The sequence below is a fragment of the Kluyvera huaxiensis genome (assembly GCF_040149365.1).
Classification (GTDB): Bacteria; Pseudomonadota; Gammaproteobacteria; order Enterobacterales; family Enterobacteriaceae; genus Kluyvera; species Kluyvera intermedia_A.
The window spans coordinates 1-18,456 of record NZ_JBEFLV010000025.1 but is presented as its reverse complement, the minus strand read 5'-3'; the positions used below and the strand labels follow the sequence as shown (position 1 = coordinate 18,456).

Below are 18,456 nucleotides of genomic sequence, written 5' to 3'. Positions count from 1 at the left end.
CAGCCCGTTCGGGACTTCACGAACGGGCGATAATTCCCTGTCAGATTCCCGCGCCTTTGCCGTACACTGGGTAAACCATCCGATAGAGGGCACCCCTATGGCACTCCCCCGCATTACGCAAAAAGAGATGACCGAGCGCGAACAGCGTGAACTGAAAACGCTGCTCGACCGCGCGCGCATCGCGCATGGCCGTCTGCTGACGAATGCAGAAAGCAACAGCGTGAAGAAGGAGTACATCGATAAGCTGATGGCTGAACGAGAAGCCGAAGCGAAGAAAGCCCGCCAGTTGAAGAAAAAGCAGGCTTATAAACCGGATACCGAAAGTTCATTTTCGTGGTCGGCGAATACGCCGACGCGCGGTAGACGTTAACGCCCTTTCTTTTTACGCCCCGGTGAGACGAAACGTTTCCCGTTCGCCGCCGGGCGCGCAGGTTTTTCGTTGGTTTTTTCCATCTTCACCACCGGACGCTTAATGCCCGAGGTTTTTGGCTTGGCCTTCGGTTTCGGCTTGGCTTCCGACGATGACCCCTCAATCAACTTGAAGAGATCGATAAGCTCATCATCGGTCAAATCGCGCCATTCCCCCAGCGGAATACCCGACAGGCTAACGTTCATGATGCGCGTACGCTCAAGTTTGGTGACTTCAAAACCAAAGTGTTCGCACATGCGGCGAATCTGGCGGTTCAGCCCCTGAACAAGGGTGATACGGAAGACAAACGGCGCTTCTTTCTTCACCTTGCACTTCTTGGTGACCGTGCCCAGAATCGGCACTCCCGCGCCCATTCCGCGAATAAAGTCATCGGTGACTGGTTTATCGACCGTCACCAGATACTCTTTTTCATGATCGTTGCCAGCACGCAGGATCTTGTTCACCAGATCGCCGTGGTTGGTCAGGAAGATCAGACCCTGAGAATCTTTATCCAGACGCCCAATCGGGAAGATACGTTTGCTGTGGTTGACGAAATCAACGATGTTGTCACGTTCGCCATCTTCGGTCGTACTGACAATGCCGACAGGTTTGTTTAGCGCAATCAGCACTAAATCATCCGCTTCCCGCGGCTCAATCAACTGACCGTTAACCTTAACAACGTCGCCTGGCTTCACCTGGTCGCCAATCGTGGCGCGCTTACCGTTAAGGAACACGTTGCCTTGTTCGATATAGCGATCGGCCTCGCGACGTGAGCAAATCCCGCTTTCGCTGATGTATTTATTTAATCGGGTTGATGAGTCTGGCAGCATAAATTCTCCTGTAAAAGCGAAATATACCTCACCTTGGCGGTGGGGAAAAAGAGTCCACGGAAAATCAGTGCCAATATCTGACGGTCCTTGCACAAATGTGCAACATCGTTCCTTCCCTTCTCAGGTAAATGAGCCTTGAACTCGCTCTATGATGGAGATATACCAGATCAAGAATCCTTTTTTATGTTTTGCACATATGTGCAGGAGCCCGCCCCGCGATGGAAAACAGTGACGATATTCGCCTGATCGTGAAAATAGCCCAGCTTTATTACGAGCAGGAGATGACGCAAGCGCAGATCGCGCAGACTCTGGGGATTTACCGCACGACCATCAGCCGTTTGTTAAAACGTGGTCGTGAACTGGGCATTGTTAGTATCGCCATCAACTATGACTACAACGACAGCCTGTGGCTGGAGCAACAGCTCAAGCTGAAGTTTGGCCTGAAAGAAGCCGTGGTCGCACCGCAGGAAAGCGAAACGGGGCTGTACGGCGCACAACTGGTGGAAAGGCTGCTATCGCCAGAAATGGTCATTGGATTTGGTTGGGGGCGCGGCGTGAGTGCGCTGGTCGAGCAATTGTCGCAAGCAAGCCAACCTCACCGTCTGATGTGCGTGCCGGTAGTTGGCGGGCCTGCGGGCAAGCTGCCCAGCCGTTTTCACGTCAACACCCTCACCTACAGCGCGGCAAGCCGGTTAAAGGCAGAATCGCATCTCGCTGATTTTCCCGCGCTGCTGGATAACGCCACAATTCGCAACGGCATTATGCAATCTCAACACTTCAAAACCATTGCCGAATACTGGCAACAGTTGGATATCGCGCTGGTTGGCATTGGTTCTCCGGCTATCCGCCACGGCGCAAACTGGCAGGCTTTCTACGGTAATGAGCAAAGCGATGACCTGGTCGCCCACCGGGTGGCCGGTGATATCTGTTCACGCTTCTTTGATAGCGAGGGGCAGCCCGTCCACACCGCAATGCAGGAAAAGACGCTCGCCATTGAACTGGAGACGTTACGCAAGGCCCGTTACGCCATTGGCATTGCCTACGGTGAGGAAAAATATGCGGCTCTGCTCGGCGCGCTGCGCGGCAAACACATCAACAGCCTGGTAACCGACCGGGCTACCGCTGAATATTTAGTGCAGTAATACAAGACGAGGACATGACCATGATCAACCGCGATACCCAGCTGTGCATGTCGCTTGCCGGACGCCCCGGCAACTTCGGCACCCGCTTTCATAACTATCTTTATGAAAAGCTGGGGCTGAATTTCATCTACAAAGCCTTCACCACCCAGGATATTGAAGCGGCGGTAAAAGGCGTTCGTGCCCTTGGCATTCGCGGCTGTGCGGTCTCTATGCCGTTTAAAGAAAGCTGCATGGCCTTTCTCGATGCTATCGACCCGTCGGCCAACGTCATCGACTCCGTGAATACCATCGTCAACGATGGCGGCAAACTGACCGGATTCAACACCGACTATATTGCGGTTAAAAGTCTGATCGCCAGCCACCAGCTGGATACATCCGCTCGCGTGATGATCCGCGGCAGCGGCGGCATGGGAAAAGCGGTGATTGCCGCCTTCCGCGATGCCGGTTTTCGCGAGGTGATTATCGCCGCACGTAATGAGGCCAACGGCACAGCGCTGGCGCAGCAGTATGGTTTCCAGTGGCAGGCACAGCCGGAAGCCAGCGGGATAGATATTCTGGTTAACGTCACGCCGCTCGGCATGGCGGGAGGAAACGAAAGCGAAAGCCTGGCCTTCAGTGAAGCGATGATCGAGCGCGCCAGCGTGGTGTTCGACGTGGTGGCGCTGCCGCCGGATACGCCGGTGATAAAACTGGCGCAGCGTCTGGGGAAAAAAACCATCAGCGGAGCAGAAGTGATTGCACTGCAGGCCGTTGAACAGTTCGTGATGTATACCGGCATGCGGCCAGATGCCGCGTTAGTTGCTGAAGCGGCGAAGTTTGCGCGGGAAGGGTAAGCAGCCAGAGCGCCTTAACCGGCGCTCTAATACCCGTTTAACAGAAAATCGATCGCATCCCGTAGCTTCGCCCTTTCTGATGTTAGGTCAGACACCCGCTCGCCCAGTTCTTTGATAGGTATTCCAGCCATCATGTGTGTCATAACGACATAAGGCTGGCCTGATATCTTCACGATAGGACAAATTTTAGCCGGTGCATCTCCGGGGAGGTGTTCTAATGAAACCGCTGGAGCCACCAGCACATGCTGTAACACATTGGCAATGGGGTGCTGTAAATTGATCAGGTAGGGATAAACTTTCCTCCCGCTACCGATATTCTCATAAGCACAGAACTGTTCCATTAGAACGACCGCTGAAAATCACTGAACGAACCGTTTTCATCAACCCATTGGTTAACGGACTCAATGGCTTTCTCGTTGTCCCGCAGCCACACTTCGCGTTGATTTTCACGAAACTTTTCCAACAACGCCTCGGTTAACACCGCCGACAAGTTAATTTTCAGCTTACGGGCCTCTTCCAGAATTTCCGGCGCCAGAGAGACATTCACGGACTTTTTAGCATTCGACATCGCGCGCATGATAACCCCCATTGTAATGCGCATAGTTTGTCTGAGATTAGCGTAATAAGCGAGCATTTCCTATTCCTGACTCTGTGAAGGTAGAGAGAAATTAACTGCCAAAGCCACCGCTGTCATGCTCGACAAGTCATTCCTGCGAGCAGCATTCCGCAACATCGTGAACCCCATCAGTGAGCCATCAGACGTAGAGTGATAACATCTTGCCCTGACTGATTATTTTTTCATTAAAGGGATAAACCATGGAACTGCTATTGCTGAGTAACTCGACGCTGCCGGGCAAAGCCTGGATGGAACACGCGATGCCGCTGATTGCCTCACAGCTGAACGGCCGCCGCTCTGCGGTGTTTATTCCGTTTGCAGGCGTCACGCAGACCTGGGACGAGTACACCGCGAAAACTGCCGCCGTTTTTGCACCGCTGGGCGTCACGGTGACCGGTATTCATACTGTCGCCGATCCCGTCGCAGCCATTGAAAACGCCGAACTGGTTATCGTCGGCGGCGGCAATACGTTCCAACTGCTCAAAGAGAGCCGTGAGCGCGGTCTGCTGGCACCGATTGTTGATGTAGTCAAACGCGGTGCGCTGTACATCGGCTGGAGCGCTGGGGCAAACCTTGCCTGTCCAACCATTCGCACCACTAACGACATGCCAATTGTCGATCCAAAAGGCTTTGATGCGCTGGGTCTGTTCCCGCTGCAGATTAACCCGCACTTCACCAATGCCCTGCCGGAAGGGCATAAGGGCGAAACCCGCGAGCAGCGCATTCGCGAACTGCTGGTGGTGGCGCCGGAGTTAACGGTTATTGGTCTGCCGGAAGGCAACTGGATTCAGGTGGCGCAGGGACACGCCACGCTCGGCGGGCCGAACACGACGTACGTGTTTAAAGCCGGTGAAGAAGCGGTCGCACTGGAAGCTGGGCATCAGTTTTAAATTCTGCCGCGAGGCTGGCATCGTCGCCAGCTCCGCGCAGGCCCGATAAGCGTCGCACTATCGGGAGTATTGACGCACATTGCCGGATGACGGCGTAAACGCCTTATCCGGCCTACGGTCTCCCGTCACTTAGTAATCGTCACGGTCGTCGTCTTCATCCGGCTGCTCCAGCACGCTGTATGCCACCGAACAGAACAACGAGTTCAGACGCAGCATATCGCCCAGCAAAGCCAGGTGCAGCGTACTGGTTTCAATGCTCTGTACGTTTTGCTGATGCAGACGATCAACGTGTGCGTGGGCATAGCGGCGGTTCATGATGCGGAAACGGTGTTTGCTGCGGCGCAGTCGGCGCGCGCTGGTCACATCACCGGAGAAGAACACCGACATCGCCAGCTGCAGATTGCTCAGCAACAGTTCATGGAGCGCGTCCAGCTCTTTTAAGCCTTCCACCGAGAACGCGCGACGGGCCGCCAGCGATTTATCCGCGATCTCACTGCCCATACGTTCGACAATGTCCGATGCCTGCTCAAGGTTGAGCGACATTTCGATAATTTCCGCCCAGCGCCGGGACTCTTCTTCCGCCAGCTCATCTTTCGGCATCCGCGCCAGATACAGTTTGATAGCGGTATAGAGCACGTTGATGTCATCGGCCTGTTTACGCAGATTTTTCTCTTCGCGCGGCTCGCCGTTCATCACCTTTTTTAAGCCATCCAGCATCTGTTCCGTCGCGTCACCGATACGCAGCGTTTCGCGCGCGGCGTTGGCTAATGCCAGCGTAGGAGTATCCAGCGCGGTCACATCGAGATGCTTTGGCTTCAGGTGCGCATCAAGCTCAGGTTCGTCGCGAATCAGACGTTTGCATAAGCGTGCCATCGGCTCGGCAAACGGCACCATCGCCACGCAGCGGATCAGGTTGTAGAAGACGTGGAAGTAGATAACCAGCTCGGATTCCGGCAGCGGTAACTTTTGCAGCGTCGTTGCCAGCACATGAACAAACGGCAGGATCAGCAGGCTACCCACCAGCTTAAACAGCAGGCTACCGAGCGCCACGCGGCGGGCTGAGGCGTTGGCGGCGCTGTTATTGAGCATCGCCAGCAGGCCGGAGCCAAGGTTAGCGCCAATCACCAGACACAGCGCGACCGGGAACGAGATAACGCCCGTGGTGGTCAGCGTGGCGGTTAACAGCACCGCCGCCAGGCTGGAGTAGCTGATTATCGCGAATACGGCACCAATCAGTGCATCCAAAAGAATATCGCCGGTCAGCGAGGCAAAGATAACCTGTACGCCGTTGGCCTGGGTCATCGGCGTGACCGCCTGCACAATCAGCTCCAGCGCCAGCAGGATAAGACCGAGACCAATCCCCACGCGGCCAAGCTGGCCCTCTCGCGTCTGTTTGCGACCAAGGAAGAAAGTGACGCCGATAAAAATCAACAGCGGCGACAGCCAGGAGAGATCGAAGGTCAGAATACGCGCCATCAGCGCGGTACCCACATCGGCGCCGAGCACAATTACCAGTGCAGGCGTCAGGGCAACAAGGTCCTGGGCGACAAAGGATGTCACCAGCATGGTGGTAGCGTTGCTGCTCTGAACCAGCGCGGTGACGCCAATGCCCGCGCAGAAGGCGAGCGGCTTTTTCTCAACGCTGCGGCTGAGAACGGTACGCAGGCGGGCGCCAAAGACGCGCATCACCCCGGTACGAACAATGTGGGTGCCCCATACCAATAGGGCGACGGCAGAAAGCAGATGTAGCAGAGTTAACACAGAATCCGGTTCTCCTTATCGTTATTTGTTCCTGAAATCATCAGGCCTGCAATGACCCCAGGTCTTTTCAGTATAAGGGTTTACGCACAATAAAGAGACAGGGCGCTCATTGAGCGCCCTGTTAGTTGTAAGGAAAGATGACGGTTTTGTGAATTAGTCAGCATCGTACCCGAGGTTCGGCGCTAGCCAGCGCTCCACTTCCGTCACGCTCATTCCTTTGCGGAGGGCGTAATCCTCAACCTGATCGCGCTGAATCTGCGCCACCGCGTAGTACTTGCTATCCGGGTGACTGAAGTACCAGCCGGAAACCGACGCGCCAGGCCACATAGCGAAGGATTCGGTCAGCTTCATTCCGGTGTGGGTTTCCACGTCCAGAAGCTCCCAGATAGTGCCTTTTTCGGTGTGTTCCGGACAGGCCGGGTAGCCCGGCGCCGGGCGAATCCCCTGGTAGTTTTCGCGGATTAGCTCTTCGTTGCTCAGGTTTTCATTCGGCGCATAGCCCCAGTAAACCTTACGCACGCGCTCATGAAGATACTCGGCGAACGCTTCTGCCAGACGGTCAGAAAGCGCCTTCACCATGATTTTGTTGTAATCATCGTGCTGAGCTTCGAAAGCATCGGCCAGGGTATCTTCTTCCAGACCGCCGGTGACCGCGAAGGCGCCGATATAGTCGGCTTTGCCGGATGTCTTAGGTGCCACAAAGTCAGACAGACAGTAGTTAGCAAAACCGACTTTTTCGGTCTGCTGGCGCAGGTGACGGCTGACGGTCAGTACATGGGTGCGCGTCTCATCGCGGTAAATTTCCACGTCGTCGCCGACGCGGTTGGCTGGGAACAGTCCTACCACGCCGCGCGGGTTCAGCAATTTCTCCGCACTCAGCTTATCCAGCATGTCGTTAGCGTCTTTAAACAGGCGCTTAGCCTCTTCGCCCACCACCTCGTCTTCCAGGATGCGCGGATATTTACCGGCCAGCGACCAGGTCATAAAGAACGGCGTCCAGTCGATGTAGTTACGCAGGGTTTCGATGCTGGCTTCCACTTCCTGGACACCCAAACGGTGCGCCACCGGCGGAGTGTAATTTTCCCAGTCAAACGCCAGATCGTTCTCGCGCGCGGCAGCCAGCGTGACCGGCGGGGTTCGCGGTTTCTTACGCCCGTGCTGGATACGCACGGTTTCGTACTCTTTACGGGTTCGGGCGACGAAATCGTCATGCTGCGTATCGGACAGCAGCGCGGCGACCACGCCCACGGTACGCGAAGCGTTTTGCACATAGACCGTTGGGCCGCTGTAGTTCTGCTCGATTTTCACCGCCGTGTGCGCTTTTGAAGTGGTTGCGCCGCCAATCAGCAGCGGGATGGAAAAGCCCTGACGCTCCATCTCTTTCGCCACGTTGACCATTTCGTCCAGCGACGGAGTAATCAGCCCGGAAAGGCCAATCAGATCGGCATTCACTTCGCGCGCGGTTTTGAGGATTTTATCCGCTGGCACCATCACGCCGAGATCGATGATTTCGTAGTTGTTGCACTGCAGCACCACGCCGACGATGTTTTTGCCGATGTCGTGAACGTCGCCTTTCACCGTCGCAATCACCATCTTGCCGTTGCTGGAGCCTTTCTCTTTACTGGCTTCGATATACGGTTCGAGGTAGGCCACCGCCTGCTTCATTACGCGGGCCGATTTCACCACCTGCGGCAGGAACATTTTACCCTCACCAAACAGATCGCCGACCACGTTCATGCCGTCCATCAGCGGCCCTTCGATGACCTGTATTGGACGTTCGGCCTGCTGACGCGCCTCTTCGGTATCTTGTTCAATAAACTCGGTAATGCCTTTCACCAGCGAGTATTCAAGGCGTTTTTTCACGTCCCAGCTGCGCCACTCCGCCTGCTGGGCGTTGGCGGTATCGTCAGTTTTGCTGCCGCGATATTTCTCAGCCAGATCCAGCAAACGCTCGGTGCCGTCATCGCGACGGTTGAGGACCACGTCTTCTACCGCATCGCGCAGCTCGGCTGGCAAATCGTCATAAATCGCCAGTTGCCCGGCGTTGACGATCCCCATGTCCATGCCGTTGCGAATGGCGTAGTAGAGGAACACCGCGTGGATGGCTTCACGCACCGGGTCATTGCCACGGAACGAGAAGGAGACGTTAGAGACGCCGCCGGAAATCAACGCATGCGGCAGTTCGCGTTTAATGTCTTCACAGGCACCGATAAAGTCCTGCGCGTAGTTGTTGTGCTCTTCAATCCCGGTCGCCACGGCAAAGATATTCGGGTCGAAGATGATATCTTCCGGCGGGAAGCCGACTTCTTTGGTCAGAATGTTGTAAGCGCGGCGGCAAATTTCGATTTTGCGCTCGCGGGTATCGGCCTGGCCCACTTCGTCGAACGCCATCACCACCACGGCAGCGCCGTAGCGACGCACCTTTTTCGCGTGCTCGATAAACGGTTCAATGCCCTCTTTCATCGAAATTGAGTTGACGATGCCTTTGCCCTGAATGCACTTCAGGCCTTTCTCGATAACGTCCCACTTCGAGGAGTCGATCATAATCGGCACGCGGGCAATGTCCGGCTCACCGGCAATCAGATTGAGGAAACGCACCATCGCCGCTTCAGCGTCGAGCATCCCTTCATCCATGTTGATATCGATAATCTGCGCACCGCTTTCCACCTGCTGGCGGGCGACAGCCAGCGCTTCGTTATATTTTTCTTCTTTGATCAGGCGTTTGAACTTGGCCGAACCGGTGACGTTGGTACGTTCACCGACGTTCACAAACAGGCTGTCATCGCCGATATTCAGCGGTTCAAGGCCGGACAGACGGCAGGCAACCGGCAATTCTGGTAGCTTACGTGGTGGAAGACCTTCCACCGCGCGGCTCATGGCAGCAATGTGTTCTGGGGTGGTGCCGCAGCAGCCGCCAACAACGTTGAGGAACCCGGCTTCAGCCCATTCGCGAATCTGCGTCGCCATGGTGTCAGCGTCAAGATCGTATTCGCCGAAGGCATTTGGCAGCCCGGCGTTCGGGTGCGCGGTAACGTAGCACTCGGCAATACGCGACAGCTCCTGCACGTACTGGCGCAGCTCATCCGGGCCTAAGGCACAGTTCAGGCCAAAGGTCAGCGCGTCGGCGTGGCGCAGCGAGTTATAGAACGCTTCGGTCGTCTGACCGGAGAGCGTACGCCCGGAGGCATCGGTGATGGTGCCGGAAATCATGATCGGCAAATCCACGCCCAGCGCTTCAAACTCTTCTTTCACCGCGAAGATTGCCGCTTTGGCGTTGAGGGTATCGAAGACGGTTTCAATCAGGATCAGGTCGCTACCGCCCTCCACCAGCGCTTTGGTGGACTCGCGATAGGCGGCCACCAGCTGATCGAAGGTGACGTTACGATAAGCCGGGTCGTTGACGTCCGGAGAGATTGAGGCGGTGCGGTTAGTGGGGCCGAGCACGCCCGCAACATAGCGCGGTTTGTTCGGCGTACGTGCCGTCCACTCATCGGCGCAGGCGCGCGCCAGTTTTGCCGCCGCAAAGTTGATTTCCGCCGACAGGGATTCCATCTGGTAATCCGCCATCGCAATCGTCGTGGAGTTGAAGGTGTTGGTTTCAATGATATCCGCACCCGCTTCAAAGTAAGCGCTATGGATAGCCCCAATCACCTCTGACTTGCTGAGCACCAACAGGTCGTTATTACCCTTCAGATCGCAGGGCCAGTCGGCGAAACGCTCACCGCGGAAGTCCTGTTCGCTCAGACGATAGCTCTGGATCATGGTGCCCATGCCCCCGTCCAGAACCAGAATACGTTCATTTAACTGCGCACGCAGTTGCTCCACTTTGCTGCTCACAGACACTCCCGACAACGCTCAACGAAACCCAGAAAAAAGGTAATAAGGCATACTGGCATAAACCGGGGTGGCGGAAAAGAAAACAACCGCCTACATGAGACATGTTCAACATGACTCATCGGAGCAGTAATCTGAACGGTTGTATTATAATCAATAAAAACGAAAACAATTTCCACGATACAGAAAGGAGTTGCGATGGTTGCCAACGTTCCTGCTAAACGCGGCAGAAAGCCCGCCGCTACCGCCGCACCCGCGACGGGCCAAGTGCAATCCCTCACCCGTGGCCTGAAGCTGCTGGAATGGATTGCCGAATCTCACAATAGCGTCGCACTGACCGAACTGGCACAGCAGGCCGGGTTACCGAACTCCACCACCCACCGCTTGCTCACTACCATGCAGCAGCTAGGCTTTGTCCGTCAGGTGGGGGATTTAGGGCACTGGGCGGTGGGCGCGCATGCGTTTATCGTCGGCAGCAGCTTCCTGCAAAGCCGCAATCTGCTGGCGATTGTCCACCCGATTTTACGCCAGCTGATGGAAGACTCCGGTGAGACGGTCAATCTGGCGGTGCTGGATAAGAGCGATCATCAGGCGATTATCATCGACCAGGTCCAGTGTACCCAGCTGATGCGTATGTCCGCGCCGATTGGCGGCAAGCTGCCGATGCATGCGTCCGGCGCGGGTAAAGCCTTCTTATCGCAACTGAGTGAAGAACAAGTGACCGGCCTGCTGCACCGTAAGGGGCTGCATGCCTATACCCATGCCACGCTGGTGTCACCGCTGCATCTGAAGGACGATCTGGCTCAGACGCGCAAACGCGGCTATTCGTTTGATGACGAAGAACATGCGCTCGGGCTGCGCTGCGTGGCATCGTGCATTTACGACGAGCACCGCGAACCGTTTGCAGCAATTTCCATTTCCGGGCCAATTTCGCGTATCACCGATGACCGCGTGACCGAGTTTGGCGCGATGGTGATTAAGGCCGCGAAAGAGGTGACGCTGGCATATGGCGGGCTGCGTTAAGATGCGCGATATGAAATCCGCCTGGCAGGAGAAATATCCCCAGGCGTGGTGCTGGTCGTTTGGCGACTCCCCCGAGCTGGCCGACGAATTGGCCGCACTGGTAGTCGCCGGGAAGAAAACCGGCACCTGCGGCTCGTTTGCCAGTTACCAAAAAGAAGAGCCGCGTTTAACGCCGGGCACCTACCATATCGTTCTCAACGGCAGCGGAGAAGCGGTGTGTGTGATCCGCACGCTGGCCATCAGGCTCATTCGGTTTAATGAAATGAGCCCGGCGCTGGCTGCGCTGGAAGGTGAAGGGGATTTGAGTCTCGCCTACTGGCAATCGGCGCATCAGGCCTTCTTCGAACGCGAAGGCAGCTGGTCGCCGGATATGGAACTCATCTACGAAGAATTTGCGGTCATCGAAACCGCCAGCGCCGAGTAGCGCACGCTAAACCGCTGACGGCGGCGGTAGGCGTAAACATCCTCCACGTGGCCATTTTTGATGCGTGTTTGCAGGCCGCGCCAGTAGTCGGCGCTGAATAAGTCCGCGTGCATTTCCTCAAACAGCGGCCCAATACGCGGGTCGGCGCACAGCCAGTGGCGAAACTCTTCCGGGAACACATCACCGGGCGAGACGCTGTACCACGGCTCGCTGGACAGCTCATCTTCCGGGTAACGCGGCGGCGGAATATGGCGGAAATTCACCTCCGTCATGTAGCAAATTTCATCGTAATCGTAGAACACCACGCGCCCGTGTCGGGTGACGCCAAAGTTTTTAAACAGCATATCGCCGGGGAAAATATTGGCGGCAGCCAGCTGGCGGATGGCGTTGCCGTACTCTTCGATAGCATCGCGCAGCTGCTGGCCTTCCACGCGCTCCAGCCAGATATTGAGCGGCACCATCCGTCGCTCGATATAGAGGTGGCTAATGGCGATTTTATCCCCCATATCGACGATTTTCTCCGGAGCTTCCTGTAATAACAACGCCATCAGCGCCGGAGAAATTTGTCGTTTATCCAGCACGAAATTTTCAAATTCCTGGGTATCAGCCATGCGCCCGACGCGGTCGTGCTCCTTCACCAGTTGATAGCAGGCGCGAACGTGGGCGGCAGACATTTCCTTTTGTGGCGCAAATTTGTCTTTGATAACTTTAAACACCCGGTCAAAACCCGGCAACGTGAATACCAGCATCACCATGCCACGAATGCCCGGCGCTTCAATAAACGGCTCATTGGCGTTGGCAATGTAGTGCAGATACTCGCGGTAGCTTTCGGTTTTGGCATGTTTCTGGCAGCCAATCGCCATATACAGCTCAGCGGTGGTTTTGCCCGGGAGAATGTCCCGCAGCCACTCAACCAGCGCAGCCGGCAGCGGGGCGTAAACCATAAAGTAAGAGCGGGCAAAGCCAAACACGATACTCGCCTCTTCCGTGGTGGTAAGGCAGGTATCGACGAACAGCTCGCCTTCATCGGTGCGATGAATCGGGATCAGAAACGGCAGCGTGGCATTGGGTGTGATCAGCTTGCCGATCAGCCAGGCGGCCTTATTGCGATAAAACAATTCGTTATTGATCTGCAGATGCGAGTGACGCAGCGTTTCCGTGTCCAGCGTTTCACTCAGATGCGCCATGATGTAGCCCACGTCGCGAAACTTATTCTGCCAGGGCAGGCGTAACGGCAGGTCGCTGAGCATTTTAAAGATCACCGCCTCCCAGCCGTGTTCCGGGAAGAAATCTTTTGCCAGCGGTCGGGGAATGGCGCGAAAACGGCGCTCGGGCTGCGAGCTGAAAATAAACAACCGCTCAGGACTAAGCGAGCGGTGGTCAAATAACCGGCAATAGACGGAGTTGAAAAAGCTCTCCGCAATCTCGAAGCGTGGGTAATCAGGTAACAGCCGCGTGTACTGTGCTTTTACCCGCAGCAGAAAATCGGCATCGGTACTTTTGCCGTCGGTAATGCAGCGCAGCTGTTCAACCACCAACCCCACGTGATGGTCGTACAGATGGATACGACTTTTCATCGCCTGCTGTACTGCATGCCAGTCGGCCTGTTCAAAACGCTGCTGCGCGCCGGAAGTGACTTCCAAAAATCGCCCATACTGCGCGTCAAAACCTTGCAGGATGGTTTGAGCAATCAGTAATTCCAGACCACGCGACATCTTTCACCCTCATTTGCCAGATGGCGGATTACGCCTTATCCGGCCTACTCGATTATGTAGGCCGGATAAGCGCAAGCGCCATCCGGCAACCATCAGAACTGCGACTCTTCCGTCGATCCAGTCAGCGCCGTCACTGAAGAGGCACCGCCCTGAATAATTGTAGTGACCTTATCGAAGTAGCCGGTGCCCACTTCCTGCTGGTGAGAAACAAAGGTATAGCCATCTTTTGCCGCCGCGAACTCTGGCTGCTGAACCTTCTCAACATAGTGCTTCATGCCTTCACCTTGCGCGTACGAGTGCGCCAGATCGAACATGTTGAACCACATGCTGTGAATACCCGCCAGGGTGATGAACTGGTATTTGTAGCCCATGTCGGACAGCTGCTGCTGGAAGCTGGCAATGGTTTTGTCATCCAGCTTTTTCTGCCAGTTGAACGATGGCGAGCAGTTGTAAGCCAGAAGTTTGCCCGGGTATTTCGCGTGGATAGCATCAGCAAAGCGCTTAGCCAGTTCCAGGTCAGGCGTCGAGGTTTCACACCACACGAGATCGGCATACGGGGCATACGCCAGGCCGCGGCTAATCGCTTGTTCAATCCCCGCCTGGGTACGGTAGAAACCTTCGCTGGTACGCTCACCGGTGATAAAGCCGCTGTCATAAGGGTCGCAGTCGGAGGTAATTAAGTCGGCTGCATCCGCGTCGGTACGCGCAATCAGCAGCGTTGGAACGCCCATGACGTCGGCCGCCAGGCGCGCTGCCACCAGTTTCTGAATCGCTTCCTGAGTTGGTACCAGCACTTTGCCGCCCATGTGACCGCACTTCTTCACCGACGCCAGCTGATCTTCAAAGTGTACCGCCGCTGCACCGGCCGCAATCATCGATTTCATCAGTTCAAAAGCATTCAGTACGCCGCCAAAACCCGCTTCCGCATCGGCCACGATCGGCAGGAAATAGTCCACATAGCGCGGATCGTTCGGCTCGATCCCATTCGCCCACTGGATCTGATCGGCGCGGCTGAAAGAGTTGTTGATCCGATCCACCACCGCCGGCACCGAGTTCGCCGGGTAGAGTGATTGATCCGGGTACATGCTGGATGCCAGGTTCGCGTCCGCCGCCACCTGCCAACCGGAGAGATAAATCGCTTCAATCCCTGCCTTTGCCTGCTGCAACGCTTGGCCACCGGTGAGTGCGCCCAGGCTATTCACGTAGCCCTTTTTGGACTCGCCGTGCAGCAGTCGCCACATTTTAGCCGCACCCAGCTGCGCCAGAGTGTGCTCCGGTTTAACCGAGCCGCGTAATTTCACCACTTCTTCCGCGCTGTACGGGCGTTTGATGCCTTCCCAACGAGGCTGCGTCCATTCTTGTTGTAATTCTTCGATTTGTTGAGTACGGGTTTTCATGTGCAGATGCTCCATTTTGTTATGTGGTGAATTAAGCCAACAGGCGGTAGCCTGGCAGAGTCAGGAAGTCGATCAGTTCATCAGAGGTGGTGATTTGCTCCATCAGACGCGCGGCATCATCGAAACGGCCGCCGTTAAAGCGGGTATCGCCCAGCTCGTTTTTGATAACCAGCAGCTCTTCGGCCAGCATCTGACGGAACAGCGGTTTGGTCACCGGCTTACCGTTGCTCAGCGTTTTCTGATGGTGTATCCACTGCCAGATAGAGGTGCGGGAGATTTCCGCCGTCGCGGCGTCCTCCATCAGGCCATAAATCGGTACGCAGCCGTTGCCGGAGATCCACGCTTCGATGTACTGCACGGCGACGCGGATATTGGCACGCATCCCCTCTTCGGTACGCTCACCGTCACACGGTGTCAGCAACTGTTCGGGGGTAATCGGCGCATCATCGGCGCGCGAGACGTTCAGCTGGTTGGGGCGTGAACCCAATACTTCGTTAAACACCGCCATCGCCGTATCAGCTAAGCCAGGGTGGGCAACCCAGGTGCCGTCGTGACCGTTGTTAGCTTCCAGCGATTTGTCCGCTTTGACTTTGTTCAGCACCTGCTCATTGCGTTCGGCATCTTTGCTTGGGATAAACGCCGCCATACCGCCCATCGCAAACGCGCCGCGCTTGTGGCAGGTTTTAATCAGCAGACGCGAATAGGCGCTGAGGAAGGCTTTATCCATCGTCACCACCTGGCGATCGGGCAGTACGCGATCCGGGTGGTTTTTCAGGGTTTTGATATAGCTGAAGATGTAATCCCAGCGGCCACAGTTCAGACCGACAATATGGTCACGCAGAGCATGCAGAATTTCATCCATCTGGAAGACGGCTGGCAGCGTTTCGATCAGCAGCGTCGCCTTGATAGTGCCGCGCGGCAGGTCAAAACGGTCTTCGGCGTAGCAAAACACATCGTTCCACCAGGCCGCTTCCTGCCAGGCCTGTGTTTTCGGCAGGTAGAAGTAGGGGCCGCTGCCTTTCGCCAGCAGAGCCTTATGGTTGTGGAAGAAGTAGAGCGCGAAATCAAACAGGCTGCCCGGGATCGCTTCGCCACGCCAGGTGACGTGTTTTTCCGGCAAATGCAGGCCGCGCACACGGCAAACCAGTACCGCCGGGTCTGGTTTGAGCTGGTAAATTTTGCCCGCGTCGTTGGTGTAGTTGATGGTGCCGTTGACCGCATCGCGCAGGTTGATTTGCCCTTCGATGACTTTATTCCAGTCTGGCGCCAGCGAGTCTTCAAAGTCAGCCATAAAGACTTTGACGTTGGCATTCATGGCGTTAATCACCATTTTGCGCTCAACAGGGCCGGTAATTTCCACACGACGATCCTGTAAATCAGCGGGAATACCACGGACGGTCCAGCTTCCTTCACGAATGGAAGCGGTTTCCGAAATAAATCCAGGCAGTTTTCCGTCGTCGATATCCTGCTGTTGCTGAATGCGTGCGGCGAGCAGCTTATTGCGTTTCGGCGTAAATCGGGTCACCAGTTCGGTCAGAAACTCCACCGCTTCCGCAGTCAGAACCTGCTGTTCCTGCTCGCCATAGGGCTTCAGAAAAGCCAGTTCATCGGTTGTTGTGGCCTGTTGTGTCATGCTGCAGCTCCTCGTTAATGATCCGAATAGTGTCCCGAAAAGATGGGCTAACGATCGTTGTCGTTTTTTTCGCCCAACGTGTTTAAGCCTAATCAATAAAATTAAAAAATCAAAAACGATTTCCATTTTTAATTAAAAATAAATGTAATTCATTGATTATTATGCAATTAAAAATTAATTGCTTACTGGGGTGGCTTTCGGAAACAAAAAAGGCACCCGAAGGTGCCTGATTGAGGATGCTGAAACGCTTTAGGATCGTAAGGGGTAGTCGATCAATCCAGCGTTGGATTCATATTCCGCAGATCGTATGGTGTGATTTGGTAGACATAGTAGTTGAGCCAGTTAGCAAACAGCAGATTGCCATGGCTGCGCCAGGTAGCATGCGGTTTATTTTGTGGGTCATCTTTGGGGAAATAGTTGTATGGCACTTCCGGGCTTAAACCGGCTTCCACATCGCGGAAAAATTCACTCGCCAGCGTGTGGGCATCATACTCTGGATGACCAGTGACAAAGGCAATACGCTTGTCTTTGCTGGCAAACAGGTAGGCATCTCCATCGGCCGTTTCGGCGAGGATTTCGAGATCGGTATAGTCACGAATCAGTTTTGCCGGGAAATCAGCATAACGCGAGTGTGGGGCAAGGAAAGCGTCATCAAAACCACGCGTTAGAAGAGCGTGTGGGTGAAGAATGTGGTGCTCATAAACGCCGGAGAGTTTGTCGTTGCGGGTCTGTTTTGGAATTCCGTAGAGAATATTTAGCGCGGCCTGTACCGCCCAACAGACAAACAACGTCGAGGTGACGTGGTCTTTCGCCCACTCCAGCACCTGCTGGATCTGCGGCCAATAGGCGACATCATTAAATTCAACCAGCCCCAACGGCGCGCCGGTAACGATCAATCCATCGAAGTTTTCGTGGCGAATATCGTCGAAATTGCAGTAAAAGTTATTAAGATGCTCCGTCGGCGTGTTACGCGACTCGCGGGCATCGATGCGTAGCAACTGGATATCCAGCTGCAGCGGAGAATTCGACAGCAGGCGTAGGAACTGATTTTCTGTCTCAATTTTCTTCGGCATCAGGTTAAGGATCAGCACCTTTAACGGACGAATCTCCTGACCTGTTGCACGCGACGCCGTCATCACGAAGACGTTCTCATCACGCAAAAACTTGACGGCTGGTAGCTCGTCCTGCACCCGAATCGGCATAACCTTATTTACCTCACAACATACGTATAAACGTTTAGACTTCCAGACACCTAACGATACCCAGAATTAAGTAAAATGTCGAGCCTGCATGTGGAAGGTGAGAAAGTTTCAATCACCTCTACGTTATAATGCGGAAACGATTCTTAAGGAAGCTGAATAATGATCATCAGACGTTCACAACGCCATGAAGGCGAACGATTAATTGCTATCTGGTGCCGCGCTGTCGATGCGACGCATGACTTTCTTTCGGCACAGGACCGAGCTGAGATTGAAGTTCAGGTACGGGGATTTCTCCCCGAAGCACCATTATGGGTAGCGGTAAATGATGCGGATGCACCGATCGCATTTATGTTGCTGTCGGAACATCACCTGGAGGCGCTGTTTGTCGATCCTGATGCCAGGGGAATGGGCGTAGGGAGAGAGTTGGTCAGGTATGCGCTGTCGTTAATTCCCGATCTGACTACCGATGTGAATGAGCAGAATAGCCAGGCGGTTGGGTTTTATCAGAAGATGGGGTTTGTCGTTCACGGACGCTCTGCAACAGACGATCATGGCCGGCCGTATCCGTTACTGCATCTACGTTATGAAGGGAATTTGGGCGAAACAGCTTAAAAATATTCGCCGATCTGTACCTTATGATCGGCTTTTTACTACTGCACAGACGCAAAAAAGCCCAGTCTTCCGACTGGGCTCTTCGCTTTATTTGATGCCTGGCAGTTCCCTACTCTCGCATGGGGAGACCCCACA

At 55.1% G+C, this 18,456-nt stretch carries 16 protein-coding genes; 7 read left to right on the top strand and 9 right to left on the bottom strand.

Going from position 1 to position 18,456, the window contains the following annotated elements; translation table 11 throughout:
* Positions 1-97 precede the first annotated feature (97 nt).
* Positions 98-370 (top strand): YjbD family protein, encoded by a 273-nt coding sequence (locus ABOC97_RS20500; RefSeq protein WP_349601330.1) that lies wholly within the window; start codon positions 98-100, stop codon positions 368-370.
* Here the strand turns inward: ABOC97_RS20500 and rluF are convergent.
* The gene (gene rluF / locus ABOC97_RS20495) at positions 367-1,239 is read right to left on the bottom strand and encodes a 23S rRNA pseudouridine(2604) synthase RluF (RefSeq protein WP_349601328.1); all 873 of its coding nucleotides are present in this window, start codon (positions 1,237-1,239) and stop codon (positions 367-369) included. The genes ABOC97_RS20500 and rluF overlap by 4 nt on opposite strands.
* A gap of 218 nt (positions 1,240-1,457) precedes the next feature.
* Here rluF and ABOC97_RS20490 point away from each other — a divergent pair, with 218 nt between their 5' ends.
* Both ABOC97_RS20490 and ABOC97_RS20485 read left to right on the top strand, forming a co-directional pair.
* Positions 1,458-2,381, top strand: coding sequence for a sugar-binding transcriptional regulator (locus ABOC97_RS20490; RefSeq protein WP_349601326.1), 924 nt, complete (start codon positions 1,458-1,460; stop codon positions 2,379-2,381).
* Positions 2,382-2,401: 20 nt separating this feature from the next.
* Positions 2,402-3,214, top strand: coding sequence for a shikimate 5-dehydrogenase (locus tag ABOC97_RS20485; RefSeq protein WP_349601388.1), 813 nt, complete (start codon positions 2,402-2,404; stop codon positions 3,212-3,214).
* Positions 3,215-3,240: 26 nt separating this feature from the next.
* On the opposite strand, the gene ABOC97_RS20480 is transcribed toward ABOC97_RS20485, so the two are convergent.
* A complete protein-coding gene (locus tag ABOC97_RS20480) occupies positions 3,241-3,555 on the bottom strand; it encodes a CcdB family protein (RefSeq protein WP_349601324.1) in 315 nt (104 codons plus the stop codon).
* A complete protein-coding gene (locus ABOC97_RS20475) occupies positions 3,555-3,848 on the bottom strand; it encodes a type II toxin-antitoxin system CcdA family antitoxin (protein WP_349601322.1) in 294 nt (97 codons plus the stop codon). The genes ABOC97_RS20480 and ABOC97_RS20475 overlap by 1 nt, the downstream gene beginning before the upstream one ends.
* 182 nt (positions 3,849-4,030) lie before the next feature.
* On the opposite strand from ABOC97_RS20475, the gene pepE reads away from it, so the two are divergent.
* Positions 4,031-4,720 (top strand): dipeptidase PepE, encoded by a 690-nt coding sequence (pepE, locus tag ABOC97_RS20470; RefSeq protein ID WP_349601320.1) that lies wholly within the window; start codon positions 4,031-4,033, stop codon positions 4,718-4,720.
* A 129-nt stretch (positions 4,721-4,849) separates the two neighbouring features.
* Here pepE and ABOC97_RS20465 read toward each other — a convergent pair whose 3' ends face one another.
* Positions 4,850-6,481 carry a Na/Pi cotransporter family protein gene (locus tag ABOC97_RS20465; RefSeq protein WP_349601318.1) on the bottom strand — a complete coding sequence of 544 codons (1,632 nt, stop codon included), beginning with the start codon at positions 6,479-6,481 and terminating at the stop codon, positions 4,850-4,852.
* A 153-nt stretch (positions 6,482-6,634) separates the two neighbouring features.
* Entirely contained in the window at positions 6,635-10,318 is a 3,684-nt protein-coding gene (metH, locus tag ABOC97_RS20460; protein ID WP_349601316.1) for a methionine synthase, read from the bottom strand.
* A gap of 195 nt (positions 10,319-10,513) precedes the next feature.
* On the opposite strand from metH, the gene iclR reads away from it, so the two are divergent.
* Both iclR and ABOC97_RS20450 read left to right on the top strand, forming a co-directional pair.
* Positions 10,514-11,338: a glyoxylate bypass operon transcriptional repressor IclR gene (gene iclR, locus ABOC97_RS20455; protein ID WP_349601314.1), complete on the top strand. Its 825-nt coding sequence runs from the start codon at positions 10,514-10,516 to the stop codon at positions 11,336-11,338.
* Between the two features lie 10 nt (positions 11,339-11,348).
* On the top strand, positions 11,349-11,762 hold the full coding sequence (locus ABOC97_RS20450) for an ASCH domain-containing protein (RefSeq protein WP_349601312.1): 414 nt from the start codon (positions 11,349-11,351) through the stop codon (positions 11,760-11,762).
* Here the strand turns inward: ABOC97_RS20450 and aceK are convergent.
* The 4 genes from aceK to metA all read right to left on the bottom strand — a co-directional run bounded on the left by aceK (position 11,720) and on the right by metA (position 17,709).
* Entirely contained in the window at positions 11,720-13,477 is a 1,758-nt protein-coding gene (gene aceK, locus ABOC97_RS20445) for a bifunctional isocitrate dehydrogenase kinase/phosphatase (RefSeq protein WP_349601310.1), read from the bottom strand. The two genes, ABOC97_RS20450 and aceK, sit on opposite strands and share 43 nt — an antisense overlap.
* Before the next feature lie 92 nt (positions 13,478-13,569).
* Positions 13,570-14,874, bottom strand: coding sequence for an isocitrate lyase (gene aceA / locus ABOC97_RS20440; RefSeq protein ID WP_349601308.1), 1,305 nt, complete (start codon positions 14,872-14,874; stop codon positions 13,570-13,572).
* Positions 14,875-14,905: 31 nt separating this feature from the next.
* Complete coding sequence (aceB, locus tag ABOC97_RS20435; RefSeq protein WP_349601306.1) at positions 14,906-16,507, bottom strand: malate synthase A; 1,602 nt, start codon at positions 16,505-16,507, stop codon at positions 14,906-14,908.
* A 272-nt stretch (positions 16,508-16,779) separates the two neighbouring features.
* The gene (gene metA, locus ABOC97_RS20430; protein ID WP_349601304.1) at positions 16,780-17,709 is read right to left on the bottom strand and encodes a homoserine O-acetyltransferase MetA; all 930 of its coding nucleotides are present in this window, start codon (positions 17,707-17,709) and stop codon (positions 16,780-16,782) included.
* 159 nt (positions 17,710-17,868) lie between these two features.
* Between metA and ABOC97_RS20425 the strand changes: the two genes are divergently transcribed.
* Entirely contained in the window at positions 17,869-18,321 is a 453-nt protein-coding gene (locus tag ABOC97_RS20425) for an acetyltransferase (RefSeq protein WP_349601302.1), read from the top strand.
* Positions 18,322-18,456 lie beyond the last annotated feature (135 nt).